Below are 26,728 nucleotides of genomic sequence, written 5' to 3'. Positions count from 1 at the left end.
ATTGGGAATAGTAATACTTTTACCTCCTGCCTCCTGCCTTCTGCCTTCTGCTATAACTTGTGTAAATGGGATGTCTAATTAAACCGTAGATACCGTCAGTAACTAACTGATAATCTGATTTAATCGTCAGACGGTCAAAGAATTTTCCTAAAGTTTTGATAGCGACCTGACTAAGCCTCAACTTAATTTCAAAACATCACTCATAGTTGCACAGTAATTTGACAAGCCAAAACTGCTAGGATTAATCGCATTTTCATAAGTAAAATGCCGATAATTCATGCAGAATCTATCCCAAGCGGCCATCCGAATACGGAACAAAACAATAATCAAATTTGCTAAAGCTATAGATACGGGAATGCGAAAGTAAATCTTTTTGCCAAAATAAGCACAAACTTCTTCCACTGCTTGGTTAGCAGTTAATTTTGCTTGACCTAAAACAAACTGACGTGGTTCATCCTTTTGAGGAGGATGATCTATTAAATATTCCACTACAGTGGCAATGTCTCGTCCGTGGATAAAATGAAAACTACCATCTGCATCAAGAAAGCGAATCAAATGAATATATTTAGTAACTTCTGTAATCCCAGATGTGACAGCAGAATAGGGTTTATTAGCATCACCACCCAAAACTATAGTTGGAAAAACTGTGCTAATTTTGGGTGCTATTTCTAATTTTTCTTTTTGATGTAAGCATTCATATTTAGAACGGATATAATCTGTACCGATTTCTCCTGCTTCTTTTAATGGTTGATTGTGGCTATCCAAAACGCTAGCTGTGGAAAAATAAATTACCTGTTGGCATTTATTTGGATCTAGCAGCTTCATTAACTCGATAGTTTTGTTGACATTAATATCAAATGTCTGCTCTCCACCCCAAGCTGTGGCAGTGAGTACTGCTGTATCAATTGTTGATAGCAAATCAGCAAATTGGCTAATATTTTGCATATCGCCTTGCAAAACATTTATTCCTGGACGTACCTGAGTATCAATTTGCAGTTTAGTGGGGTTTCTAACTAGCAGAAACAGTTCGTAATCTGTTTCTTGAATTAAGGCTTCTGTTATGTAATGACCTACACAACCACTTGCACCAGTCACTAAAATCCGTTTCTGGCTCATAAAGAATTTATAAAAGTTAGGAGTTAGGAATTAAGAGTTAAGAATAAAGTTAAAAGTTCCGAATCAGGAGTTAAAAGGGAAGTTAGGAGTGAGGAGTTAAAAATAAAGTTAGGAATGAGGAGTGAGGAGTGAGGAGTTAAGAGTAAAAAATAACTTTACACCTCGCAACTGATAAGTTAATACTTTATAACTTAATAACTGTTGTACAGACGCGATTCATCGCGTCTGTACTCCTAACTCCTAACTCATAACTCATAACTCCTAACCTTTAACTCCTGCCAGATTCAGTTGCTTTGCAGTTTCAAAGAAGAAAGCGACATTTTCTTCTGGAGTTTCTGGTAAGACACCGTGACCGAGATTGAGAATGTGACCCCAATTGCCAGCTTTGCGAACGGTATCATAAATGCGATCGCGGATAAACTCTTTAGAGCCAAATAGCACGCCTGGGTCAAGATTTCCTTGGACTTTGATTTGTTTGCCCAATCTTGCCCGTGCATCTGCCATATCCACTGCCCAGTCTACAGTGACGATATCTGCACCAGATTTGCCCATTCTTTCCAACACGCCTGCACTACCGCTAACTAGCAAAATCAACGGTGTATCGGGGTGGGTTTGCTTGATTTGCTGGAAAACTCTTTGCTGATAAGGCAGAGCAAAGGTGTCATAATCTTGGGGGCTTAATTGACCCGCCCAAGAATCGAACATTTGCACCACTTGGGCACCAGAGTCAATTTGATAGCGGGCATAGATGGCGATCGCATCTGCTAATTTTGTTAACAATTGATGCAATATCGTCGGGTCAGAAAATGCCATGTTTTTGATGATGGAATAGGTTTTAGAACCTTTTCCTTCCACCGCGTAAGCTGCTAAAGTCCACGGCGCACCCACAAAGCCCAACACCGTTGATTTATCGCCTACTTCAGAGCGTAGCGCCTGCAAAATTGTTTTGATAAAAGGTAGAGCTGCTTCTGGCTCTAGGGGATGCAGGTTATCAATTTGTTCTTGAGTGCGGAGAGGGGAGTAAATGATTGGCCCTTTACCTTCGGCAATATCCATGTCAATGCCCAAACCAGGTAATGGGGTGACAATATCAGAAAATAAAATTACTCCATCTGGCTGAAATGCTCTCCAGGGTTGCAAGGAAACTTCAATTGCCACTTCTGGAATTTCCGAGCGATCGCGAAACGAAGGATACTTTTCTCTTAAGTCTCGATATGCTTTCATATATCGTCCCGCTTGTCGCATCATCCATACAGGGGGACGATCTACTACTTCACCACGAGCAGCCCGTAAGAGATGAGGAGTTGTTAACGAAACACCCATTTATCACTTCATCCTAAGTCACTTTTTTATGCCACTGTTTAGCTTATCATTCCGGGATTACGCTTTTTCAGAATAAAAGGGGACTGGGGACTGGGGACTAGGGACTGGGGACTGGGAAATAGGATAAAACAGGAATCAATATTTAATTGGGCATAGGGCATTGGGGAGCCACTGCGTTGGGCGGCTCTGCCGACTTAAAGCAAGTGGCGTCATGGGGCATTGATTATTTCTCCCTCATCTCCCTCATCCCCCACTCCCTACTCCCTACTCCCTACTCCCTAACCTCTTATGCAATCTGACTCCAACAGTCCCGATCGCTTTACATCTGCTAATAACGAGCCTAACCCAGGAAAGTTTTTGATTCCGCGATCGCAGCGACAGAAGTTCTTTTTTCAGTTTACCTTAATGACCCTCATCGGATGGGTTGTCGGTGGCGTTGCCAGTATCGCTTTAGAGAAACTTATTCTGCAAAATCTATCCCTAGAGCCGCAAATCTGGACCATTGTGGTTAGATGTCTCAGCAACCTTGTGTTTGCGCTGATTTTTGCCGCCGACCAAGCCCTTGTCCTTTACCGATATTTATCTGGTTGGCAATGGATATTTGCTACTAGTGTTGGTTGGTTAATTGCCAACGGTGTTTCTACAGCTTGGATTAACTATATTTCATCCATTGCCTCATCGTTCAATGAAACTTTATCTCCTGAACAGACTTTGATTTTGGGATCTCTATCTGCGATCGCTTATGTAATTTCTGGTATTTGGCTAGGCATTTGCCAATGGCTGGTATTAAGAAGATATACAGCAAGCGCTTGGTGGTGGAATTTTTTACCTTCTATTTCTTTCTTACTAATTACTATTTCGGTTTGGTTGCTTTTTCTTATACAAAATTTAATTCCCGAAACAAACCGTAATTTTATCTTGTATTGGAGTGGACAAGGATTTACAGCAATCATTCTGGGAGCTATACCAGCAATTGGCTTGTGTACCTTGAAAAGAAATTCACCTCGTCAAAGTGGAATTTCTTCATAACTAGACCTCTTGCAAAAGTCTTTTATTCTTTACGCCTGGGCGTGAGACAAAAAATTCTGGCTTTTGACTCTTGAATTCTTCAACTATAAACTAGCATGGGTATCATACCAGGGTTCCTTGATATTGAGCGTATCTAGCAACATCTTTCCACCAGGTAATCTAGAAATAATTCCATTTATTCCAAGTGTTTTATAGTTCCAAAAAATGCCTTTGTAGAGCTTAATTATTTCACTCTCCGAAAGCCAATTACCTGGAGTTTCTTCTCCAAAAAGTCCGCTAGCGCCATACTCAAATTGATATGGAATATACTGACCTTCTCGTGCTGGTGAGGGACAAACTTGTTTTGTGACTTCTGCTTGATTGATGGCTTTAAATTTATGATAACCAAGTTCTTTAAACACCGCGAACTCATTAAGCAACGCATTCCAAGAACTTTTTGTTGATTCTATAGAGATGAATTGCGGTTTAGTTTCAAAGTGTTTTAATGCATTTACACACAATATCTCAGTACCTTCAATATCAACTTTGAGATAGTAGGGAATGCCAAACTGTTCCAATATTTTTTCAAATCGGCATCCTTCTACAGTTATTTCAACGAAAGGTGTATTAAATAAAACTTCTGACTTATTAACCCTATCTAGTGAAGTTGTACCCCAAAAAGTTCTGTCTGAATTAGTATAAAAGGTGATTGGCTCATCTTTGGTTGATACAGCAATATTTAGTAGGGTAAACTGACCATTTTCAATGTAATAATTTAGTCGCTCTTTCACTGATTTGCAAATCTGAGGGTCGGCTTCGACACCAATAACTCGAAAGCCTTTTTTTAAGTAAAACTCTGTATCTTGACCTGTGTGAACCCCAACATCAATTATTAAATTTTTGTCCATAAATTCCTTTGTTTTTTAGTTCTGTGTTTGCAAAGTTTTCCCAAGCAAGTTTTAAACATTGCTATGGTGTGAGACTTATTAATCATCGATCGCCAATGTCCCCGCGTCCCCGTCCAAAGTTGCTTTTACACCCACTGGTAAGGCTGCATTGGGGCTATGGTGACCAAAAGGTAAATCAGAGACTACAGGAATCCCCAAATCACCAAAGCGATCGCGCAATACTTCTTCGACGCTAAAGCTAGGCACGTTTGGCGGGGCTTCACACCGAGTAAAACCACCCAAAGCAATGCCGCGAACTTTTGCTAAAGCACTACTTAAACGCCACTGTGTCAGCATTCTGTCGATGCGGTAGGGTGCTTCTGTGACATCCTCCAGTGCCAAAATCACACCATCAAAATTTGGTTGGATTGGTGTACTTAAAAGATGAGTTGCTACTGTCAAGTTTCCTGGTAACAAAATGCCAGTTACAATCCCACCACCCCAACCACAACCTTTAATAGGGGCGATGGGACGACCTTCTACCCAATTAAACAATCGCTCCATTGACCAATCTGGCTCATCACTAAGAGTTGTCAGCACAGGGCCATGAACGCCGGAAATGCCCACGTTATAAAGGCTCCACAACAGAGCAGTGATATCAGAAAAGCCAATCAACCACTTGGGAAGTCCTGAATTTTCTTGCCAATGCCAATTTTCTAAGATGCGGGTGCTACCGAAACCACCTCTGGCGCAGAGGATACCGCGACAATCTGGATCTTGCCATGCTGCTGCTAGCTGGTTGCGGCGGTTTTCATCGGTGCTGGCTAAATATCCCCATTTATCATCTATTTTGGGGCTGACTTTAACTTCGTAGCCACGCGATCGCCAAATTTCTATACTTCGCTCAAATGCCTCAAATTCTCGTAAAGCACCACTAGGAGCAATGACTCGTAGCAAGTCACCAGGTTTGAGGGGTACTGGCAGGATTTTAGATTTCATCTAGGTTGTAAGGAATCCCAAATTGAGTCCAGGTTTGCTTGGGCTTTTTCAAGTGCTGTTTTAGGAGACTCACCGAGCAATGTCGCCTCAATAGCTCGACCAAGACTGTCAGCAAGACGACTATATCCAGCAATACCTGGTTGAGAGTATGCCACAGGCATTTGATCGAAAAACACTTTTAACTCTGGTTTTTCATTGATAAATTGCTGATAAGCTTTGCTTTGAGCCGATGTCAAGGTAACTGGTAAAAAACCCGTTTTTATACTCCATTCTGTTTGGAATTCTTCACTTAAAATGTACTCTAAAAATTTGAGTGCCGCCTGTTCTCTTGCTGGTGTAGTTTTCATCACATATAAATTTCCTGTACCTGTGGCCGTAGCAGGTTTCACTCCTGCGGGTATGGGCAATACTTGATGATCCACCTGAGACTTCATGATTAATGTCCAAGGGCCTGTAATCTGCATCGCAACACGACCAGCAATAAAAGCGTCCTCTTCATAACCTCGTTCTGGGGCAGAAAGCATTACTGAACCATCTTTAATCATGTCTTGCCAGAATTGTAAGGCGGCGATCGCTCCGGGATTCATTAAATTTGGACGATTATTGGTAACAATCTCTCCCCCAGCACTAAATAAAAAGGGAAACCAACTAAAGACAGTCCATCCTCCTTTTCCTAACGGTAGTAATATGCCATACTGTTCTGGCCGGCGATCGCCATTACGGTCTATAGTCAATTTTTTGGCAGCTTGCCTCAATTCTTCCCAAGTCTTGGGTAATTCTCTGATTCTGGCAGCTTCAAAAAGCTTAGGACGATAGAAAATCGCAACATTACTGGTCTGCATTGGTACTGACCAAATATGACCATTTAACTCCATTGCTTCTAAAAGATTAGGTCTAATATCTGACTTCAACGGCGATTTTTCCAACCATTCTTCTAAAGGTCGAATTGCTCCTAGTTCCATAAATTGACCTGTATATTCTGGCTGGAATGACAGGATATCTGGAGGCACATTAGCAACAACAGACGTTAATATTTTTGGTAATTGAGGATCGGGCTGGAAGATCGACTCCACCTGAATATTAGGATGAGTCTGATTAAATCTATCTACTAGTTTTTGAAAAATCTCTCGATGTGATGGAGGATTAACTGCTTGCCATAGCGTTAGATGAATTACCCCATCGTTTTTGTGTCTTATTCCCTGACAACCAGATAAAAATATTAGACCTAAACTAACAACAAGTCCTATAAGTGAAACTCGCCAACAAGAATTGAGCCAATGATGGGTAAATTTTCTGATTTGGGATCTTAAATAACTAGTATTCATACGAAGCATTTAATTAAAAATACAGTCTACATAGCACAAAATAGAAAAAATACTACTTAATTATACTTATTAATAAATAATTTGCTGCATCAAAAGTTCTAAATTTTTTGCACAGCTAGATTCGCTAAAAAGCCTTTCAATTTCATCAGAGCGATCGATTTTTTCCTGAGGAGTTTTCACATGTTCAATAATTGCTGATGCTAATGCATTTACATCACTTGGTGGTACTAGAGTTCCACATTTAAGTACTTCCGAAATCTCACGAGGTCCAACTGGACAGTCGCTAGAAATAAAAGTTACCCCACTAGCTACTGCTTCTACAATCACCATGCCAAATCCTTCATAATGAGAGGCAAGTATAACTGCTCTAGACAGTGAAAAGTAAGCTCTAGGATTGGAGACAGATCCTGCAAAGAGAACAATATCACGAATACCCAAAGAATCTGCTAAAGCTTGGATATCCGTTTCTAAATCACCGTCTCCTAGCAAAATCAGCCGAATATTTGAGTAAGTTTCACTAGCTTTAGCAAATGCCTTGAGTAAAGTTTTATGGTCTTTTTGATGATGAAATCTCGCTGCACAGACAAAGGTAATTAACTGAGAATTATTTAACCAAGACTTAGCTGTGGAGTCGAGAGGTAGATTATTTGGATCGGGTATTGCTGGATTGTAAGATATTGCTATTCGGCGATGATTCAATCCAAGTTTTAAAAATCTTTCATAAAGAGTCTTGCAAACAAAAACTAGTCCACTGGCTTGCTTAATGGCGGTTAGGTTGATCAGACTATGAATATTTATGCATAACTGTTGAACAGCTGCTTTAATTGAGTCAGTTTTGACTTTAACCTGTGATTCAGCAATGTAATCAGTGTGAATGTAGCTGATGTATGGAATAGATAAACTTCCAGGGAAAAATTTAGAAATATAATACAGTTTGGTAACAAATGCAGTGTGACAAATAAGAATATCAGGTTTCTCGTTAGTAATAATCTGACTGAGTTGTTTAGCTATCGATATTTGGTGTATTGTTCCTCCGATAGAAAATTGAGAACCTGCGACTTTCATGATAATCACTTGTTCGGCAGCTTTAAAGTCTACTGTCCATAATGAATCTAAATATGTTAGCACCACAGTAGAAACCTTATAACCATCCTTTACTTGGCAGGATATTAGGGAATCGGCAGTTCTAGCCGCTCCTCCAATATTATTCATAATTATGTGACAAATATGCATGGTTACAGGTAGATTTACACTTTTTAGAGTCCTAGACAAAATCAATTTTACTAGGTTATTAAAGTTAATTTAAAAAAATAATTTTTATTGATGCACTAGTACAGTGTAAGCGCTCCCCTTAACTCAACTCTGAAAAATTTTTAGTCACGCTAGTTTCTGCTCTTGTATAAAGGTAGGTTTCTGGTTGGGTTATTTTTTGAGTTCGGAAGATTTTTTCTGCCCGTGCCCAAAAGTCTGTATCTTCTCCATAAACAAAATGCTTAAATCCTTGTAATTTAAAAAAGACATGTCTTGGACCAAAGAATGTTGGACCTAAAATACATTCTCGGAGATTAATTTTTTGACCAGGATTATAATAATCTGCTAGCCAAATTTCTTCTTCAGTTGCAAATCCCCCTTCAATCAAGTCAATTTCTGGATGAGCTTTCATATATTCAATACGCGACTCCAAATGATATGGTTTATAAGTGTCGTCGCTGTCAATGAATGTGATATATCTGCCAAAAGACGCCTGAATTCCAGCGTTTTTAGCATAACACTGCTTCTTATTGCGGTGTTTTAAATAACGAATATTGTTGTATTCTTCAATATAAGGATTAATAATTTCAAAACTATTGTCTTGGCTACCATCATCAACTACAATCAGTTCCCAATCCTTAAAAGTTTGATTAATAACACTATCAATACACTGATTGAGATATTTTGCTCTGTTGTAAGTACAAAGGATAATTGATATTTCAGGAATGATATCAAAGATTATGGGACTCATAATATAAGTTTGTAACTTTTGTAACTAAAAGACTACGTGTTTTAAGGTATAAAAATAGCATCATTATTTGGTTATGAGGCTATTTTGTCATTGCTCGATACTTAATATACCAAAATCAGAGCCAATGGGAATGCTCAAATCATCCAAGCGATCGCTTAGTACTTATTCCAGCAGTTTTCGTCTTACCTCGCTAGATAACTCCTATTAAAAAAATTTGGTATTAGTTTAAAATATGCAGTACTGATAAAAATATCTCAATTTATTATTTAAACTTACACTTGCACCTACAGACGAAAGTAGAATTAATCCTAAATTGCTTTTTATGAATAAGCGATCGCCTCAGGAGCTAAAGATGATGGTAAACCAGGATTACGCCCAAATTATTACCCGAATTATTATGCCGCTTTTGTAATCGATCCTGACAGATATCGCATAAAAGCTGTTTGTCATGAACCAGCTTAATTGGGCATTAATCTTTGCGTCCCCGCGTCTCTCTCACTCCCTCATCTCAATTGGGCAAACCCTCGACCTGCATCAAATCTAATTCGCGTTCAAATATTTCATCGATGGGCAACATTTGACCATCAGTAGTCATAAATTTATGGTCTTTTGTTGCTCGAATCACCGAACCGTCTTCTAAACAATATTCAAACACTTCTTGCTGTCCGCGATCGTGCCATTGTGCGATAGGTTGACTATAAACATTTCCATTATTATCAACGCTGTACACACTACATTCAATACTTTTTTCTACAATCTCCCCAATCGGCAAAAATCCATATTCTACGGTCAAAATTTCTGTTTCATAACTCAAACAATATTCAGCAAACTTCAACATTTGCTCGAATAATTCATCAGCTACTTGTTTTTTCACACCATTTTTTGCCGCACCATCGACGAATTTTTCTCGCTGCTTTTGCATCTCGGAAACTTTCTTTTTACCCATCGCCCGACGTAGCAAGTCAGCTTGACCTAAGGAATATCCAGCCATATCTTGAGCAATTTTCATGATTTGCTCTTGATAAACCATGATTCCATAAGTTTCGTCTAATATTGGTTCTAAAATGCTGTGTTCATAATCAATATTTTCTCGACCGTGTTTGCGGTTAATAAATTTAGGAATCAGTCCCGCATCTAATGGCCCTGGTCGATAAAGTGCCAAAATTGAAGAAATATCTTCTATATTAGAAGGCTTTAAATCTCGAACTATTTGACGCATCCCAGAAGATTCTAATTGAAATATTCCTTCTAACTCACCTGCTTCTAATAGTTCATAAGTTTTTTGCACATCTTTTGGTAGGTTGCTATGTTCGCCTTTAGCTAATATCTTTTGTGCTTTTCTTTCTTGGTTGGTAATTTCATCTGGATCGACACGATATCCTTTGGTTTCTTCAATTAAATCAAGGGTTTTTTGAATCAGGGTCAAATTGCGTAAACCCAGAAAATCCATTTTCAACAAACCCATTGATTCCAGATCTTCCATGAAATACTGAGTAATCACGGAACCATCATTATTCTTTTGTAGCGGTACAATTTCATCCAGTGGCTCATCCGAAATCACCACACCTGCTGCATGGACACCAAAGGTTTTGTTAGTTCCTTCAATTCGCATCGCCATATCAATCCAATGGCGAACGTGCGGTTCTTTATCATATTTTTCTTTAAACTCTGGTTCTGGAGTTTGGTCCGAAATCATCACCTTGAGTTTAGTTGGTTTTCCCCGCACCACAGGAATTAATTTCGCCATTTTGTCGGCTTCACCATAAGGAATATTTAATACTCTGGCGACATCTTTCAAAACTGCTTTAGAAGTTAAGCGGTTAAAGGTAATAATTTGGGCAACTCTATCTGCACCATATTTCTCAGTTACGTAATCAATTACTTTATCGCGTTGTTCAATACAGAAATCCGTATCAATATCAGGCATGGATTTCCGTTCGGGGTTCAAAAACCGCTCGAATAATAGCCCATGATGTACGGGGTCAATGTTAGTGATTCGCATCGCATAAGCAACTAACGAACCAGCCGCAGAACCGCGTCCAGGTCCAACAGGAATATTATTATCTCTGGCAAATTTGATGTAGTCCCATACAACTAAAAAGTATTTGGAAAAACCCATCTGCTGAATCATTTTCAGTTCGTATTCCAATCTTTCTTTATAGACGGAATCGACTTCATTGCGGGATTTGCGATTTAATCTTTCTAAAAGTCCTTTCCAAGCAACATCTTCAGCGTAAGTGTCAGCAGTATGACCAGAGGGAATTGGCGGAGTAGGAATTTGAGGCTCACCCATAATATGGTAAGGCTCGACTTTATCGGCAACTTCTTCAGTAGTGGCTACACCTTCCTCAATCACATCATCTGGTAAATGGTCACGAAATAGCTGCTTCATCTCTTCACCAGATTTGAGATATTCTGTGCCGCTATAACGCATCCGTTTATCTTCAATAATTAATTTGCCAGTCTGAATACATAGCAAAGCGTCGTGTGCTTCAACGTCAAAACAAGAAATAAAATGTGAATCATTGGTCGCAATAAATTTAATACCTAGCTCTCGCGCAATTTTAACTATTTCAACATTTACAATCCGGTCTTCTTGGGAGCCGTGGTCTTGAATTTCTAAATAATAATCATCACCAAATACATCTTTATACCACTGAGCAACTTTCCGTGCTGCATCTGGTCTATTACTGAGAATTGCTTGGGGAATTTCTCCGCCTAAACAAGCGCTGGTGACAATCAAGCCTTCATGATATTCTTTGAGTAAATCTTTATTAATACAAGGACGAGAAAAAATTCCTTTGCCTTGAACACCTTTGAGGTGAGAAATTGTAGTTAATTTGACTAAATTTTTGTAACCTTTAGTATTTTTAGCTAAAACAACTTGATGATATTTGGGACGCCGTTCTTGTTTTTCAATATCGCCGTTAATCACATACATTTCATTGCCGATAATCGGCTTAATGTTTTGACTACGGCAAATTTTAATCAATTCAACTGCGCCATACATGACACCATGATCGGTAAGGGCGATCGCTTTCATCCCCAATGCGATCGCTCTTTCCACCAACTCTGGTAGCTGACTTGCTCCATCAAGCAAACTGTAGTCACTGTGAATATGCAAAGGCACAAAGGACATAAGCGTCTCCAAGCACAAGCCAAAAATATCTCTCAGGGGCTACCCTTTCGAGCCGAATTTTACAAAGCAACGGGATCTTAGATTAGCAGTTTTTACCCCAAAATAAAGCTTTTGTTTTTCCGGATTTGCCACTGCCACAAGTGTTGTTTTAATAGTTACAGCAGTTTATCCGCATCTAACCAATGAGTTATCCAGACAGTACTACTTCGCCTAAAACCAAAGCTAGGCCTTGGTGGCAGCGTATTCCTCTGACGTTACAAATTGTTATCGCCCTAGTAGCCGCCGTCACCGTCGGAATTGCCCTTGGTGCAGGAAATCCCAGCCCCAGCAACGCCGCCCTAATTAACAATTTAGCAATTCCGGCCGAGTTGGTGCTAAAGGCTCTCCGTGCCTTAGCTACGCCCCTGATTTTAGTAGCGGTGCTGCATACTTTGATGACTACCAATATCCCTGGTACAGCCGGACGGCGGTTATTTGTACTACTTTTAACCAATACTACCGTAGCCATCTTAGTAGGACTTTTTGTAGCAAACGTTCTGCGTCCGGGAACCTGGGGCAATGTAGTCACCTCGACAAGTACACAAATAACAGGTCAAAGTTTAGACCCTTGGGGACTGCTCAAAGATGCTGTACCAGAAGCAGTCCTCAAGCCACTGGTTGATAATAATGTCATTCAACTGATTGTCATTGCCCTAAGTTTTGGCATTGTCCTGCGGGGATTAAAATCCGAACAAATTGCCCAAGATAAGCACGCATACCAACCCATTGAAGATGTCATCGGGATTTTGTTTGAAGCGGTAGTCCGCATCCTCAATTGGGTAATTGCCTTAGTGCCGTTTGCAGTCTTTGGGATTGTGGCTAAAACTGTTGCTAAAGAAGGTTTTGCCCCCTTTCAATCTTTGGGCGCATTCATCGTGGCAGTGCTGGTAGCACTATCATTACAAGCGTGTTACTACCTCACCAGAGTCAAATTCGGTTCTTGGGTACACCCCCTAAAGTTTCTAGCTGGCGGTTCTGATGCCTTTTTGACAGCTTTCTCAACTTCTTCCTCTGCGGCGGCAATGCCCGTAACCTTCGAGGTTTTGCAAACAAAAGTCGGTTTAAGGGAATCCTCTGCTGCCTTGGGAGCATTAGTAGGAGCAAATTTCAACAATGACGGTACTGCCCTTTATGAAGCCATGTCTGCATTGTATATTTCCCAACTAATTGGGCAACATCTGAGTTTGGGACAGCAAGTAATAGTCATACTGACTTCAATTTTTGCATCTGTAGGTGCAGCAAATATTCCCAATGCTGGACTAGTAACAATGACACTGGTGTTTACTTCTGTAGGTTTACCTACCCAGTACATAGCTTTGCTAGTGACTGTAGACTGGTTTTTGGATCGCTGCCGCACTGCGATTAATGTCATGGGAGACATGACTGTTAGTACTTTACTGGACGGCAAAAAGCCCCGTACTCTAGACGAGGCTTAGTTTGCAAGCTTTTGACGTAGCTAATGCTGTTGAGGCCCTTTAGCGTCACATTCTTTAGTCCAGCAGCGTTCTAGAAGTTGAAGACGCCAAATCAATGCGAAGTGATGGGGATTCAATACTAATTTACTATCCGGACTAAATAAGGGTTGGTTCAGATATTGCCAAAGAGGAAATTTAATTTTGATGTCTTTTGGAGCCATAAGAACTACAAATATTAAAAAGTTTAGTGGGAATAGTTGACCTGTTGTTTAGTAACTGCGTGATACTGTTTTTCTAGTTAAAGGCTACACTGGGTTTCTACAATTGTCTTGGTGGCAATTGCGGAAATTCCGCAGGTGGATGATGTTGTCTACGCTTTAATACTTAAATTCGACCTGACTTTTGATTTTTTGTGAAAAACCTCTCTGTGAATATCTTCTTCATTGGCTATCGATTTCCGTAATTTTTCTTAACATTACTGAGAGCAATAACTCAAGTTTTAGGTAAATTTATAGCGTTGTTTTTAAACTTATTAAGTAGTTGGACAAAATTAATTACACAACTTTTTTGATGGTAGATATAGCGACATTCTAGGGGTAAAGCGCATTGCTCATGTGTATAAACTTAATCTAATAGTGATGTTCCACAAGGAACTGAAGTTTCTTGCTAATAGCAAAATTTATCTGGACATGACTAAGAATATCCCCAAAAATCTTTAGTTTACTTCAGTACACTTTAGCTCCACTTTATCCATTTTTTGGCAAGGCTCAAGCTAACCGTGGAAGCTTTATGAGACGCTAGTTTTACTTTTTTTGTTTGCACTGAGAATCAGTGACATGGAAAAAGTTTTTGCCAAAAAGCTAGGGTTTTGCTGTATCAAGATATCCAACGTTCTTAATTTTGGATAAAGTCGAGCTTACCTATTAGCCTAGTAATTTATTACTACGCGGTTATTGGGACTGAGTGTTGAATATACTTGTCAAACAATGTTTTCAAAATTGTTAAGAAACATTTGACTAATAAATAGCTTACCAGGTTAGAGGCTTTGACTTTTACTAAAACAGAATTAAAGAGCAAAGCAGGAGACGTACTGCCAAGGCGTCAAAATTCAGTCAATCGAGGTATTTTTTGATTTGGCATTCGCGTAGCGTCTCGCAGAGAAGGTATCACTTAAGGAAACTTCCGTTCTCGCACTTCTAAAGCATAATCTTGCACAGCTTTAGTAATCATCTCCCGTAAATTTGTGTAAATTTTGGCAAATGGTGGACTCTTTTCCGCAAGACCAAGTATATCTGAGGTAACTAAAACTTGGCCATCACAGTGAGGCCCTGCACCAATACCAATTGTGGGAATGGTAAGTTTTTGTGTAATTTGCATTGCCAAATCTGCGGGTATATGCTCTAACAACATAGCAAAAGCACCGGCTTGTTCGAGGGCGATCGCTTCATTTAAAATTCTCTGACTCGCTTCTTCGGTTTTACCCTGTTGTCGTAAACCAAGTTGATGTACTGATTGGGGCGTCAAACCGACATGACCCATAACTGGAATTCCGGCTTGCACCAAACGAGCCACAGTTTCCACCATTTCTGGATAACCACCCTCTAACTTCACACCTTGCGCTCCGGTTTCTTTCAAAACCCTACCCGCTGAATGTATCGCTTGTTGGATGCTTTCCTGGTAGCTCAAAAACGGTAAATCAACCAGTAAAAAAGCGCGTTTAACTCCTCGACGTACAGCTTTGGCGTGGTAGATCATTTCATCTAAAGTTATTGGCAGAGTTGTTTGGTAGCCTAGAACTACTGCCATCGAGTCACCCACGAGGATTAAGTCTACACCAGCTGCGTCGAGGAGTTGGGCGATCGCATAATCCCAGGCGGTCAACGCCACAATTGAACGTCCCTGTTGTTTCCATTGAATTAATTGCTGGGTAGTAATTGCCATTGCCAATTTTGGATTTTAGATTTTGGATTTTGGATTTTTTGTCCTCTCTTACAAAGTTCTGATCGGAGGAAACCTCCGCTCAGACTTTGCGCTTTGTCATTGGTCATTAGTCATTTGTCATTTACTAAAGACAGAGGACAAAGGACAAATAACTAATCACTTTACGGCGCGACTGAAGGCAATATGGGGTTTTGCACTGGACATTTTCGGCATTAACCAAGCTAGACCTTCACTAGTACCGATCCACAATTTGTTGCCGATGTCAGGTGCAAGGGCAAGAATCCGACTAGAAGGAAGTCCAGCAACTTCAGCGTCTAACACAGCTCCTGTATTTGGATTTAATCGTAACAAACCATCGTGAGTACCGACCCAGACACTACCATCTTTAGCAAAACGTACTGCTGTGACGTTACGCCCACGTAATCGCGTTACAGACCGCAACACTGCCCCAGTTTTTGGATTAATGACTAGCAAATTATTCGGCATTCCCGCCCAAATCAACCCTTCTGGACTGATAGCTAAGGCTTGAACGGTGGTTCCCGGTAAATCTGCGATTCGCTTCATAATTGCAGCACTAGCAGTATTAACCCGCACTACTCCATCAAGAGTGCCAACCCACAGGTGACCTTCAGCATCTAAGGTCAGGGTGTTGGCGCTGACACCAGGCAGATTTTTTAATGTTGTCATAATCAAACCTTGGTCGGGACTAATTAGGGCTAAACCACTATCAGTTCCAGCCCACAAATAGCCGCGCTTGTCAACTAACAGCGACAATACCCGTCTAGAAGGCAAAAATAAATTCTGCGCGGTAATTTCGCTCGTGCGGGGATCTACTCGCATCAGTCCGCCATAACTTCCCACCCACAAGCGTCCTACTTTGTCTTGGGCTAAAGCACCAATGGCAATATTCGGTAAGGTAACACGAGAAACAATCTTGCCAGTTTTCGGATCGATCCGCGATAGTCCTCGCCAAGAACCTACCCAAAGATTACCTGTAACATCTGCCAGTAAGTTGCCTACACGATAATCGGTTTCTGAAGAATTTTCTTGCACTCCCCGTTCATCGGGTAAAGGATCTACTCGCGGAGGCGGCGGTGAAGATGGGTAAGCAGGAGCTAGATCGGATGAATTAATGTCAGGAGTTTTTTGTGCCCATGCGATACTCGGCAGAGTTATTAACCCCAGCAAGATAGAAGAAATCAATAAACTAGTACGCTTGCAAAACAATACCACGATGACATTTCCTTTGGAGACACTACCCATAGCCGTTGTCTAAACAGGCTTTTGGTTAACTTCAGTGTTCCCCTCACTTGGATTTTTTAAACATTGAAAATTGGGCATGGGGCATTGGGTATGGGGCAAACAGAGAGTGTTGACTGTTGACTGTTGACTGTTGATGCTCGAAGTTATTCTCCTTGTCTCTGTTGTCCCCCTCATCCCAATGCCCCATTCCCCAGACACTATTAATGACATTTTGTAAATCTTTCTTAACAAAATGTTTAAATCTTTATGTAATAACAAATTTAAATAAATAAGTTAAAAACTTTCAAAGAATAACTTATCGAATTCTTGATATATTGTGAAACAAGTTACAAATTACGTGGTGTGCAATTTTTTATCTTTCACTTACCACTCTGCTAAATCTCTGTCAAGCAAATTCTTTTCTGGTATCTTTCCCAATCAATGGGAAGATAAAAGGAGTGTGGAGGCCCGAATGTGTGCCAGCCAGCCCAATCGCCTGAATACCCCAGTTTGTGGGGGAATTATCTAAATGCTGCCCGCAAAGTGCGGAAGTTTTGGTGAAATTGAGAAGGTTTAGTCGGGTGCGAGAAACAGATAAAAAAGAATTTTGATGTATAGGAAGAGGAAACAGTAGAAGCGCTAGGTCGTGTGCCCCTAGAAGGGGAGAACACTGGTGAGGAGGGTTACCACCGCTACCAAAGTGTCCGCCGCAAAAAAAAACTGCTAACCTCTGCCAAAAGCAACCCCTAACAAAAATTTTTCCCGATCTTCTCCCCGCTCAAAGGGGGAAAGAGCGGGGTGTGGGAAAGTTGCACAGTACGTGATTTGATAAGTAAAAAGAGTGACTTCTGGGAAGGATAAAATATGTCTTACGCTCAAACGAAGACTCAGAGCAAATCTGGGTATCAAGCCGGGGTTAAGGATTACAGACTAACTTATTACACCCCCGATTACACACCTAAAGATACAGATCTTCTAGCAGCATTCCGTGTTACGCCCCAGCCCGGAGTTCCTCCCGAAGAAGCAGGTGCGGCTGTAGCGGCTGAGTCTTCCACTGGTACTTGGACAACCGTGTGGACTGACTTGCTCACCGACCTCGATCGCTACAAAGGTCGTTGCTATGACATCGAACCAGTTCCCGGCGAAGACAACCAGTTTATTTGCTATGTTGCCTATCCTTTGGATCTGTTTGAAGAAGGTTCTGTAACCAACGTATTGACCTCGATTGTAGGTAACGTATTTGGTTTTAAAGCCTTGCGGGCACTGCGTTTGGAAGACATCCGCTTTCCAGTAGCTTACATCAAGACCTTCCAAGGTCCTCCTCACGGTATCCAAGTTGAGCGTGACAAATTAAACAAATACGGTCGTCCTTTGTTGGGTTGTACCATCAAACCCAAATTGGGTTTGTCTGCTAAGAACTACGGACGCGCTGTATATGAGTGCTTACGCGGTGGTTTGGACTTCACCAAAGACGACGAAAACATCAACTCAGCACCATTCCAAAGATGGCGCGATCGCTTCTTGTTCGTATCTGAAGCTATTGCCAAAGCCCAAGCAGAAACCGGTGAAATCAAAGGTCACTACCTAAACGTCACCGCTCCCACCTGTGAACAAATGTTGCAACGGGCTGAGTACGCTAAAGAACTCAAACAGCCCATCATCATGCATGACTACCTGACAGCAGGTTTCACCGCTAACACCACATTGGCTCGTTGGTGCCGTGACAACGGTATTCTGTTGCACATCCACCGCGCTATGCACGCTGTTATCGACCGTCAAAAGAACCACGGTATTCACTTCCGTGTATTAGCCAAAGCCCTGCGCTTGTCTGGTGGTGACCACATCCACACCGGCACCGTAGTTGGTAAGTTGGAAGGTGAACGTGGCATCACAATGGGCTTCGTTGACCTATTGCGTGAAAACTACATTGAGCAAGACAAGTCTCGTGGTATCTACTTTACCCAAGACTGGGCTTCTCTACCTGGTGTAATGGCAGTTGCTTCTGGTGGTATTCACATTTGGCACATGCCTGCACTCGTAGAAATCTTTGGAGATGACTCCGTACTGCAATTCGGTGGTGGTACTCTCGGTCACCCTTGGGGTAATGCTCCTGGTGCTACAGCTAACCGCGTTGCTTTAGAAGCTTGCGTTCAAGCTCGTAACGAAGGTCGCAACTTGGCTCGTGAAGGTAATGACATTATCCGTGAAGCTGCTAAGTGGTCTCCTGAATTAGCCGTTGCTTGCGAACTGTGGAAAGAAATCAAGTTTGAGTTTGAAGCTATGGATACCGTCTGATCCAAAGTTAGGAGTTAGAAGTAGAGACGCGACTAATCGCGTCTCTACAAGAGTTAAGAGTTACATTAACTCATAACTCATAACTCATAACTCATAACTGTTAAGGGCTGGGGTCAAGCATGAATCTCAAGCAAATTGCGAAGGACACATCCAAAACTCTCCAAAGCTACCTGACATATCAGGCGCTAAGGACAGTATTGGCACAGCTGGACGAAACTAATCCTCCGTTAGCACTTTGGCTGCATAACTTTTCTGCCGATAAAGTCCAAGATGGAGAAACTTACATCAAACAACTATTTCGAGAAAAGCCAGATTTGGCATTGCGGATTATGACTGTTAGAGAACATATTGCCGAAGAAGTCACAGATTTCTTACCGGAAATGGTTCGCACTGGCATTCAGCAAGCCAACATGGAACAACGTCGCCAGCATCTAGAACGCATCACACAAATAGATACATCGAACCCCAGTCTGTACCCAGAGCAGCAAACAACCTCAGACCCAAATAATGAACAGTGAATAGTCAGCAATGATAACTGCTGACTGATAACTGACAAGTCAACTCAACCGCAATCCTTTAATACTAAAGCTATGCAAACTCTACCAAAAGAGCGTCGTTACGAAACCCTTTCTTATCTGCCTCCTCTGTCTGATGCTCAAATTGCCAAGCAGATCCAGTACATCTTGAATCAAGGTTACATTCCAGCGGTTGAATTCAACGAAACCTCTGAGCCAACAGAATTATACTGGACACTGTGGAAGCTGCCTTTGTTCGGCGCTAAATCTACTCAAGAAGTGTTGAACGAAGTTCAATCTTGCCGTTCTCAGTATTCCAACAACTACATCCGCGTTGTGGGTTTTGACAACATCAAGCAGTGCCAAATTCTCAGCTTTATCGTTCACAAACCCAGCAGATACTAAAAACTAAAAGGTAAAAGCTAAAGCCTGATACCTTTGAAGTTGATTTATTAAGAGAGGTAAAATTAATTGCCTCTCTTGTTTTTTTGTATGTAAAACTTTAAATTCCATAAATATTTATTTAATGAATTCAGCACAGCTACGTGAAGTCAGAATTTGTTTTGTTGGTGACTCCTTTGTTAACGGTACTGGCGACCCTGAATGTCTGGGTTGGACGGGGAGAGTATGTGCTAACGCTAATGAAAAAGGTTATGACATAACTTACTATAATTTAGGAATTAGGCGTGATACGAGTAGCGATATAGCAAAGCGTTGGTTACAAGAAGTATCACTTCGTTTACCAAAAGAATATGATGGCAGAGTTGTTTTTTCTTTGGGATTAAATGACACAACAGTAGAAAACGGTAAAACTCGTGTATATTTAGCAGATTCACTCAAAAATGCCGAGGAAATTTTAAGTAAAGCGCAACAGTTATATCCTGTTTTAATGATTGGCCCAGCACCATACGCAGAACAAGAAGACCTTGAAAGAAGGCAAAGAAACAACGATTTAACCCAAAATTTAGCTTTAATTTGTCAAGAGTTAAATGTGCCTTATTTAGATGTGTTTCCAGTTCTGGAAAAATCCAATATTTGGATAGATGAAGCAAGAGCTAATGATGGCGCTCATCCTAGAGCAGGAGGTTATACAGAATTTGCCAAAATCGTAGAAAATTGGGACGCTTGGTTAAATTGGTTTCCTTTAAGTTAAATTTCCTATACTAAATGCAGCAACACTCATTTGAGGAACCTGCTCATGGCAGCATCGATAGAACAAAACTTCGATAAAAGTATCCGCATTCCGCCGTTAGAAAGTGGAGACAGACTCTCTCGCCACGAATTTGAGCGTCGATACTCAGCAATGCCTCATGTTAAAAAAGCAGAATTAATAGAAGGAATTGTATACGTGGCATCACCTTTGCGTTTTAATAGTCATGGAAAACCACATGGAGATTTAATCATCTGGTTAGGAACTTATAAAGTTGCCACTCCTGGGGTTGAGTTGGGTGATAACGTCACAGTGCGTTTAGATTTAGACAATGAACCTCAGCCTGATGTTGTATTGTTGATTGATGAAAAGTTGGGCGGACAAGCACGTATTAGTAATGATGATTATATTGAAGGTGCGCCAGAATTAATTGCTGAAGTAGCAGCTAGCAGTGCTGCTAATGATTTACATGATAAGAAAAAAGTTTACCGTCGCAACGGTGTTAAAGAATATATTGTTTGGCGAATTTTAGAAAATCAATTAGATTGGTTCTGTCTAGAAAATGGTGAGTACATATCACTAGAACCAGACATAAATAATGTAATTAAAAGTCGTATTTTTCCTGGCTTATGGTTGGACGTACAGGCACTCTGTACAGGGGAAATGACAAAGGTTTTAGCAATATTGCAACAAGGACTGAGTAGTGAAGAACATGCAGAGTTTGTGCAAAGTTTAGCATAGAAACCCTGGCTAATGGAATTCGTGGCTATAGAGACAAAACCTACCTCCGTGGGTTTGTAATTATATTAAAAATCATACTAAGGGAATAGAATTTGCGGTTACAGAGATAAAACCTACCTCTGTGTTTCAAATTGTGTGAAAAAACCGATCGCCATCAATAATCAACGAAAAGCGATCGCTATACCCAAAAAAAACTTAACATTAACTTTAGAAGGGCTAACTGTTTATAAGATAGGTTCATGGGTTACTACATTGCTCCGCGATTTTTGGACAAACTTGCTGTCCACATCACCAAAAATTTCTTGAAGCTTCCTGGTGTCAGAGTACCCATCATTTTGGGTATTCATGGACGTAAAGGTGAAGGTAAGTCTTTTCAATGCGAGTTAGTCTTCGAGAAAATGGGTATCGAGGTGACTCACATATCCGGCGGCGAATTGGAAAGTCCAGATGCAGGAGATCCAGCACGGTTGATTCGGCTGCGCTATCGAGAAACAGCAGAACTGATCAAAGTACGCGGTAAAATGTGCGTGCTGATGATTAACGATTTAGATGCCGGTGCTGGACGCTTCGATGAAGGCACTCAATATACTGTAAACACGCAGTTGGTGAATGCCACACTGATGAATATTGCCGATAATCCCACAGATGTGCAGTTGCCTGGAAGCTATGATTCTACGCCTTTACATCGCGTACCGATTATTGTCACAGGCAATGATTTTTCCACCCTGTATGCACCCTTAATTCGGGATGGACGGATGGATAAATTTTATTGGGAACCAGACCGAGACGATAAAGTGGGAATTGTCAAGGGAATTTTTGAACCGGATGGACTTTCCCAGCGGGAAATTGAACAGCTAGTTGATACTTTTGCCAATCAATCCATTGACTTTTTTAGTGCGTTGCGATCGCGCATTTATGACGAACAAATCCGCAACTTCATTCATCAAATCGGTTTTGAACGTGTATCATTACGTGTGGTTAACAGCACTGAAGGACCACCAGAATTTAAAAAACCAGATTTCAGGCTGTCTCACTTAATCGAGTCTGGTCATTTGATGGTTGGCGAACAAAAACGAGTGGAAAATTCTCAATTAGTTGATGAGTATAACCGACTGAATCGAGGTAGAAATTATCAACCAGCACCACCGCCTGTTGTAACACCAACTACTCAACCGTCAACTAATGGCGCAACTACAAATGGATTCCCGAAAAAAGGAGCATCGAGTCCACATTTGAGCTTGGAAACACAAGCACAAATCCGCGAAATATTGTCTCAAGGTTACAAAATTAGTATTGAACACGTAGATGAGCGTCGCTTCCGTACAGGTTCTTGGCAAAGTTGTGTTAACAGCCACATTGATGCCGAATCGGATGCAATATCAAATTTGGAATCATCTCTAGCAGAATATAGCAATGAATATGTGCGCTTAGTAGCGATCGATCCAAAAGCCAAGCGGCGAGTTTTAGAGACAATTATTCAGCGGCCGAATGGTAAAAATTAAGGGATTTCCAAAGAAAAAAACATCCAACTTTTGTTGTGTGGTTAACATCTTGTCCGCTTTGAGTTGTGGGCATGAGACATCCACCCCACAAGTAGTAGTCATTTATTTCTTGCTTGCCAACCTCCTGAATGTAGGATATATCCGAAATCAGCAACGCCTTTTTATTTGATTACTCATTCCTCCAACTTGCATATATCGCAATATAGATTCGCTCTTGAGTATCCAGCCTTTACAGTAAAAAATAAGAGGATATTTAGGAGATTAGAATTCATGTCTGATGAGCATAGATTGGAGGAAAAATTATTATCCCAAGAAGCTGAAAGAAGGATATCAGAAAATCTCGATGAAATACAACAAATAGAAATAGATGTAAAAACCGATCTGTTAAAAATAGTTCAGGGACAAGCAGATGGGGTTTCGTTTGCAGGTGAAGGATTAGTTATTCAAAAAGACATTCGCGTACAGGAAATCAAACTGCAAACAGATGGTATTGCCATCAATCCCTTAAGTGCTATTTTCGGCGAAATTAAACTCGATCGCCCAGTAAATACCATTGCTAAGATTACACTGACAGAAGCAGATATGAACCGCGCTTTGTCGTCAGACTTTATTGGCAAGCAGATGCCAAACTTTGAGTTAGATGTAGATGGCGAAATTGTCAGTTTTGAGCCGCAACAAATTCAGGTATTTTTACCTGCTGCTGGCAAAATAGAATTTAGAGGAAAAGTGTTGTTAAAGGAAAAGGGAAATACTCGGCCTTTAGCTTATAGTGCGATCGCTCGTCCACGCAAACATTCCCAACCCGCAATGTTGGAGAGTTTTAACTGTACTGAGGGAGAAGGTGTTTCAATAGAATTAATTACAGCATTAATGCACAAAGCCAAAGAATTGATGAGTATACCATATTTTAAATGGGACGATATCGTATTTCATATCAAAGATTTAGATGTAGAAATTGGTAATTTAATACTTCTGATAGAAGCTCAGGTAAAGCAAATACCCTCATCAGATGTAGTACCTCTTTAGTAGGATTGACACTAATTAAAGATAATTTTTGTTACTGATGGGTGATTTAAATTTCCCAAAAGTTTTTTAAGCTTAATAAAGCTACTTAATTTCAAAGTAACAACTATGCAAGAGTATGATGTTGTACTGATTGGTGCTGGACACAATGGGCTAGTTTGTGCCGCTTATTTATTGAAAGCCGGTTATAGTGTCCTTTTACTAGAAAAGCGTTCCGTTCCAGGCGGTGCAGCAACAACTGAAGAGTGTTTACCACAAGAAGCTCCTGGATTTAAATTTAACTTATGCGCCATTGACCATGAGTTTATTCACTTAGGGCCAGTAGTTGAAGAACTAGAATTAGAAAAATATGGTTTGCATTATTTAGAGTGCGATCCAGTTGTTTTCTGTCCTCATCCTGATGGCAAATATTTCTTAGGACATAAGTCGGTAGAAAAGACTTGTGCAGAAATCGCTCGTTATAGCGATCGCGATGCCAAAAAATACGCAGAATTTGTTGATTTTTGGCAAAGGGCTTTGGGTGCAATGATTCCCATGTTTAATGCACCGCCGAAGTCAATTATTGACATCCTGGGTAACTACGACATTACAAAACTGAAAGATTTATTTTCTGTCATTGGTTCGCCAAACAAAACGCTGGACTTTATTCGCACCATGTTAACCAGCGGTGAGGATTTACTTAACGAGTGGTTTGATTCAGAATTTCTCAAAGCGCCACTAGCAAGGCTAGCATCAGAACTTGGTGCGCCGCCATCACAAAAAACCCTTGCCATTGGTGCAATTATGATGGCAATGCGTCATAATCCAGGCATGGCAAGACCTCGCGGCGGGACTGGCGCACTTGTGCAAGCTTTGGTGAATTTAGTCAAAAGTAAGGGTGGCGTTATTCTCACAGACCAGCATGTAGAAAAAGTTTTAATTGATGATGGCAAAGCTGTGGGTGTGCGAGTCGCTGGTGGTAAAGAATATCGTGCCAAACATGGGGTAATTTCTAATATTGACGCTAAGCGCTTGTTCTTACAAATGACTGATAAAAGCGAAATTGATGGAGTCGATCCTGACTTATGGGAAAGATTAGAACGCCGCATCGTTAACAACAACGAAACTATCCTCAAGATCGATTTGGCTTTGAACGAACCACTGCACTTTCCCCACCACGAACACAAAGACGAATACCTTGTTGGATCTATCTTAATTGCAGATTCTGTAGCTCATGTAGAACAGGCTCATAGTAAATGTACCTTGGGAGAAATTCCCGATGCTGACCCATCAATGTATGTGGTGATGCCTAGCTACTTAGACCCCACATTGGCACCACCAGGCAAGCATACTGTGTGGATTGAGTTTTTTGCCCCTTATCAAATTGCGGGTGCAGAAGGTACAGGTTTGAAAGGCACTGGTTGGACAGATGAATTGAAAAACCAAGTTGCAGACAGGGTGGTTGATAAATTGGCTAATTACGCACCCAATGTGAAAAATGCAACTATCGCCCGTCGTGTAGAAAGTCCAGCAGAACTCGGAGAAAGATTAGGCGCATACAAAGGGAATTATTACCATGTTGATATGACCTTAGATCAAATGGTATTTTTCCGTCCCTTGCCAGAGATAGCGAATTACAAAACCCCAATTGACAACTTATTTCTCACTGGTGCAGGAACTCATCCAGGCGGTTCCATTTCTGGAATGCCGGGACGCAATTGTGCCCGCGCGTTTTTACAGGCAAAGCATCCCATCAGTCAAACTTTGAAGGATGCAAGAGATTCGATTAAGTCCACTGTCGAGTCAGTATTTGGGATTATTTAAATCGCAATGTAGATCCAATAGTATAATCACACTTACCCTCAGATTTTTTCTGGATCTGGGGGAATTTTATTTTCTGTTTCCTCACTCGCCTTTTATTGATGAAGGTGTGCCAAATATTATATTTTTTCAACGCATAGGTACGCTGAGGATAACGCAAAAGTACGCTGAGGTTTTATCAAGATAATTGGCTATATACCAAAATAGTTAGGTGCATCTTCATAGAGTTAATTTAATTGAATATTTCATCAAGAGTGATTAATAAATATCAAATATTCTATGTTTAAACTACTCAGATGCTTTAGTATTTTTCTCATTACCACCTGTTTGCTATTTGCTTGTCATGCTTGGGCACCGACTGAATTAAAACGCCCTCCCTTGAAAGTGATATTTGCATCTTTTGTTGGGGAGTATCCAGGTATCATTGCTCAAGAAAAAGGATTCTTCAAAGCCCAAGGGGTAGATGTGGAACTAATTTATAAACGATACACCCAATTGGAAAGAGCAAATTTCAGTGCGGGTAAGTATGATGGTATTACAGCGTCCTTGGGAAGTTTTATAATATTGAGTGCCACAAATCCTGATATACAAGGCGTGCTAATTATAGATGAATCAACAGGAGCAGATGTAGTAGTCGCCCAACCACAAATTAAAACCGTCACTGACTTGCAAGGGAAAAAACTGGGCGCAAATCTAGGCGGTTTTAGCGAAGTTTTCGCGACTGAGATGTTAAAAACTGCCAATTTAACCAGTGATGATGTGAAATTGGTTAAATTAGAGGCTTTAGAAATTCCTCAAGGCCTGAAAAATAATGTTATTCAAGCCGGACACACTTGGCAACCCCATCTTTCTGAAGCTATTAAATCAGGGGGACATATCCTATTTACCAGCAAACAAACCCCTGGCTTGATTTTAGATATGATTATCTTTCGCAATGATACAATCCGCGATCGCCCAGAAGACATTCGTGCATTTGTGCGAGGATGGCTACAAGCCGCGGCCTACTGGAAAGCAAATGTCCAGGAAGGAAACGCAATCGTTAGCAAAGCTTTAAAAATTCCTAGCAATACAATCTCTCTGGAGGGAGTAAACCTCACTGATTTAGCTGAAAATCAAAAATTATTTCAATCTAGCAACCCTAAATCCATCTACAAAACTGCCAAGATATATGCAGACTTTTTTATTCGCTCTGGAAATGTGACGCGTATTCCTGAGTTAAAAAGTTTGTTCAATTCTTCCTTCTTGAACTCTCCCTCCTAGTTTAAA

At 40.7% G+C, this 26,728-nt stretch carries 22 protein-coding genes; 11 read left to right on the top strand and 11 right to left on the bottom strand.

The genetic code is table 11. The features are described from left to right. Positions 1-19: 19 nt before the first annotated feature. The 3 genes from ACM0OY_RS20460 to hemE all read right to left on the bottom strand — a co-directional run bounded on the left by ACM0OY_RS20460 (position 20) and on the right by hemE (position 2,439). Positions 20-181, bottom strand: coding sequence for an isoprenylcysteine carboxylmethyltransferase family protein (locus tag ACM0OY_RS20460; protein WP_414570686.1), 162 nt, complete (start codon positions 179-181; stop codon positions 20-22). Beyond that, positions 178-1,116, bottom strand: coding sequence for an NAD-dependent epimerase/dehydratase family protein (locus tag ACM0OY_RS20455; protein WP_414570685.1), 939 nt, complete (start codon positions 1,114-1,116; stop codon positions 178-180). The genes ACM0OY_RS20460 and ACM0OY_RS20455 overlap by 4 nt, the downstream gene beginning before the upstream one ends. A gap of 261 nt (positions 1,117-1,377) precedes the next feature. Then, a complete protein-coding gene (hemE, locus tag ACM0OY_RS20450; RefSeq protein ID WP_414570684.1) occupies positions 1,378-2,439 on the bottom strand; it encodes a uroporphyrinogen decarboxylase in 1,062 nt (353 codons plus the stop codon). A gap of 288 nt (positions 2,440-2,727) precedes the next feature. On the opposite strand from hemE, the gene ACM0OY_RS20445 reads away from it, so the two are divergent. After that, on the top strand, positions 2,728-3,468 hold the full coding sequence (locus ACM0OY_RS20445) for a hypothetical protein (RefSeq protein ID WP_414570683.1): 741 nt from the start codon (positions 2,728-2,730) through the stop codon (positions 3,466-3,468). 83 nt (positions 3,469-3,551) lie between these two features. Here ACM0OY_RS20445 and ACM0OY_RS20440 read toward each other — a convergent pair whose 3' ends face one another. From ACM0OY_RS20440 to ACM0OY_RS20415, 6 genes are all read right to left on the bottom strand, one after another. Further along, entirely contained in the window at positions 3,552-4,355 is an 804-nt protein-coding gene (locus ACM0OY_RS20440; protein WP_414570682.1) for an FkbM family methyltransferase, read from the bottom strand. 78 nt (positions 4,356-4,433) lie between these two features. Continuing rightward, positions 4,434-5,333: a S66 peptidase family protein gene (locus tag ACM0OY_RS20435; protein ID WP_414570681.1), complete on the bottom strand. Its 900-nt coding sequence runs from the start codon at positions 5,331-5,333 to the stop codon at positions 4,434-4,436. Next, on the bottom strand, positions 5,330-6,658 hold the full coding sequence (locus ACM0OY_RS20430; protein ID WP_414570680.1) for an ABC transporter substrate-binding protein: 1,329 nt from the start codon (positions 6,656-6,658) through the stop codon (positions 5,330-5,332). The genes ACM0OY_RS20435 and ACM0OY_RS20430 overlap by 4 nt, the downstream gene beginning before the upstream one ends. A 69-nt stretch (positions 6,659-6,727) precedes the next feature. Further along, complete coding sequence (locus ACM0OY_RS20425; RefSeq protein WP_414570679.1) at positions 6,728-7,870, bottom strand: glycosyltransferase; 1,143 nt, start codon at positions 7,868-7,870, stop codon at positions 6,728-6,730. 139 nt (positions 7,871-8,009) lie between these two features. Then, a complete protein-coding gene (locus ACM0OY_RS20420) occupies positions 8,010-8,660 on the bottom strand; it encodes a glycosyltransferase family 2 protein (protein WP_414570678.1) in 651 nt (216 codons plus the stop codon). Between the two features lie 508 nt (positions 8,661-9,168). Beyond that, positions 9,169-11,799: a DNA polymerase III subunit alpha gene (locus ACM0OY_RS20415; protein WP_414570677.1), complete on the bottom strand. Its 2,631-nt coding sequence runs from the start codon at positions 11,797-11,799 to the stop codon at positions 9,169-9,171. 182 nt (positions 11,800-11,981) lie between these two features. On the opposite strand from ACM0OY_RS20415, the gene ACM0OY_RS20410 reads away from it, so the two are divergent. Continuing rightward, positions 11,982-13,274 (top strand): dicarboxylate/amino acid:cation symporter, encoded by a 1,293-nt coding sequence (locus ACM0OY_RS20410; protein ID WP_414570676.1) that lies wholly within the window; start codon positions 11,982-11,984, stop codon positions 13,272-13,274. A 1,149-nt stretch (positions 13,275-14,423) separates the two neighbouring features. On the opposite strand, the gene panB is transcribed toward ACM0OY_RS20410, so the two are convergent. Further along, positions 14,424-15,194 carry a 3-methyl-2-oxobutanoate hydroxymethyltransferase gene (panB, locus tag ACM0OY_RS20405; protein WP_414570675.1) on the bottom strand — a complete coding sequence of 257 codons (771 nt, stop codon included), beginning with the start codon at positions 15,192-15,194 and terminating at the stop codon, positions 14,424-14,426. A 156-nt stretch (positions 15,195-15,350) separates the two neighbouring features. Beyond that, on the bottom strand, positions 15,351-16,457 hold the full coding sequence (locus tag ACM0OY_RS20400) for a two-component regulator propeller domain-containing protein (protein ID WP_414570674.1): 1,107 nt from the start codon (positions 16,455-16,457) through the stop codon (positions 15,351-15,353). A gap of 843 nt (positions 16,458-17,300) precedes the next feature. Between ACM0OY_RS20400 and ACM0OY_RS20395 the strand changes: the two genes are divergently transcribed. From ACM0OY_RS20395 to ACM0OY_RS20355, 9 genes are all read left to right on the top strand, one after another. Then, positions 17,301-18,731: a form I ribulose bisphosphate carboxylase large subunit gene (locus ACM0OY_RS20395; RefSeq protein ID WP_414570673.1), complete on the top strand. Its 1,431-nt coding sequence runs from the start codon at positions 17,301-17,303 to the stop codon at positions 18,729-18,731. 119 nt (positions 18,732-18,850) lie between these two features. Then, positions 18,851-19,249 carry a RuBisCO chaperone RbcX gene (gene rcbX, locus ACM0OY_RS20390; protein WP_414570672.1) on the top strand — a complete coding sequence of 133 codons (399 nt, stop codon included), beginning with the start codon at positions 18,851-18,853 and terminating at the stop codon, positions 19,247-19,249. 72 nt (positions 19,250-19,321) lie between these two features. Next, a complete protein-coding gene (locus tag ACM0OY_RS20385) occupies positions 19,322-19,651 on the top strand; it encodes a ribulose bisphosphate carboxylase small subunit (protein WP_073640462.1) in 330 nt (109 codons plus the stop codon). A 121-nt stretch (positions 19,652-19,772) separates the two neighbouring features. Next, positions 19,773-20,399 carry a GDSL-type esterase/lipase family protein gene (locus ACM0OY_RS20380; RefSeq protein ID WP_414570671.1) on the top strand — a complete coding sequence of 209 codons (627 nt, stop codon included), beginning with the start codon at positions 19,773-19,775 and terminating at the stop codon, positions 20,397-20,399. A gap of 45 nt (positions 20,400-20,444) precedes the next feature. Further along, positions 20,445-21,137: a Uma2 family endonuclease gene (locus ACM0OY_RS20375; RefSeq protein ID WP_414570670.1), complete on the top strand. Its 693-nt coding sequence runs from the start codon at positions 20,445-20,447 to the stop codon at positions 21,135-21,137. 239 nt (positions 21,138-21,376) lie between these two features. Beyond that, the gene (locus ACM0OY_RS20370; RefSeq protein WP_414570669.1) at positions 21,377-22,639 is read left to right on the top strand and encodes a ribulose bisphosphate carboxylase small subunit; all 1,263 of its coding nucleotides are present in this window, start codon (positions 21,377-21,379) and stop codon (positions 22,637-22,639) included. Positions 22,640-22,909: 270 nt separating this feature from the next. Further along, positions 22,910-23,665 (top strand): DUF2993 domain-containing protein, encoded by a 756-nt coding sequence (locus tag ACM0OY_RS20365; protein WP_414570668.1) that lies wholly within the window; start codon positions 22,910-22,912, stop codon positions 23,663-23,665. Between the two features lie 105 nt (positions 23,666-23,770). After that, the gene (crtO, locus tag ACM0OY_RS20360) at positions 23,771-25,465 is read left to right on the top strand and encodes a beta-carotene ketolase CrtO (protein ID WP_414570667.1); all 1,695 of its coding nucleotides are present in this window, start codon (positions 23,771-23,773) and stop codon (positions 25,463-25,465) included. Positions 25,466-25,741: 276 nt separating this feature from the next. Then, entirely contained in the window at positions 25,742-26,722 is a 981-nt protein-coding gene (locus tag ACM0OY_RS20355; RefSeq protein WP_414570666.1) for an ABC transporter substrate-binding protein, read from the top strand. Positions 26,723-26,728 lie beyond the last annotated feature (6 nt).

This window comes from Nostoc sp. CCY 9925, from assembly GCF_963920935.1.
Taxonomy (GTDB): domain Bacteria; phylum Cyanobacteriota; class Cyanobacteriia; order Cyanobacteriales; family Nostocaceae; genus Nostoc.
This window is presented reverse-complemented; position numbering and strand designations above follow the sequence as displayed.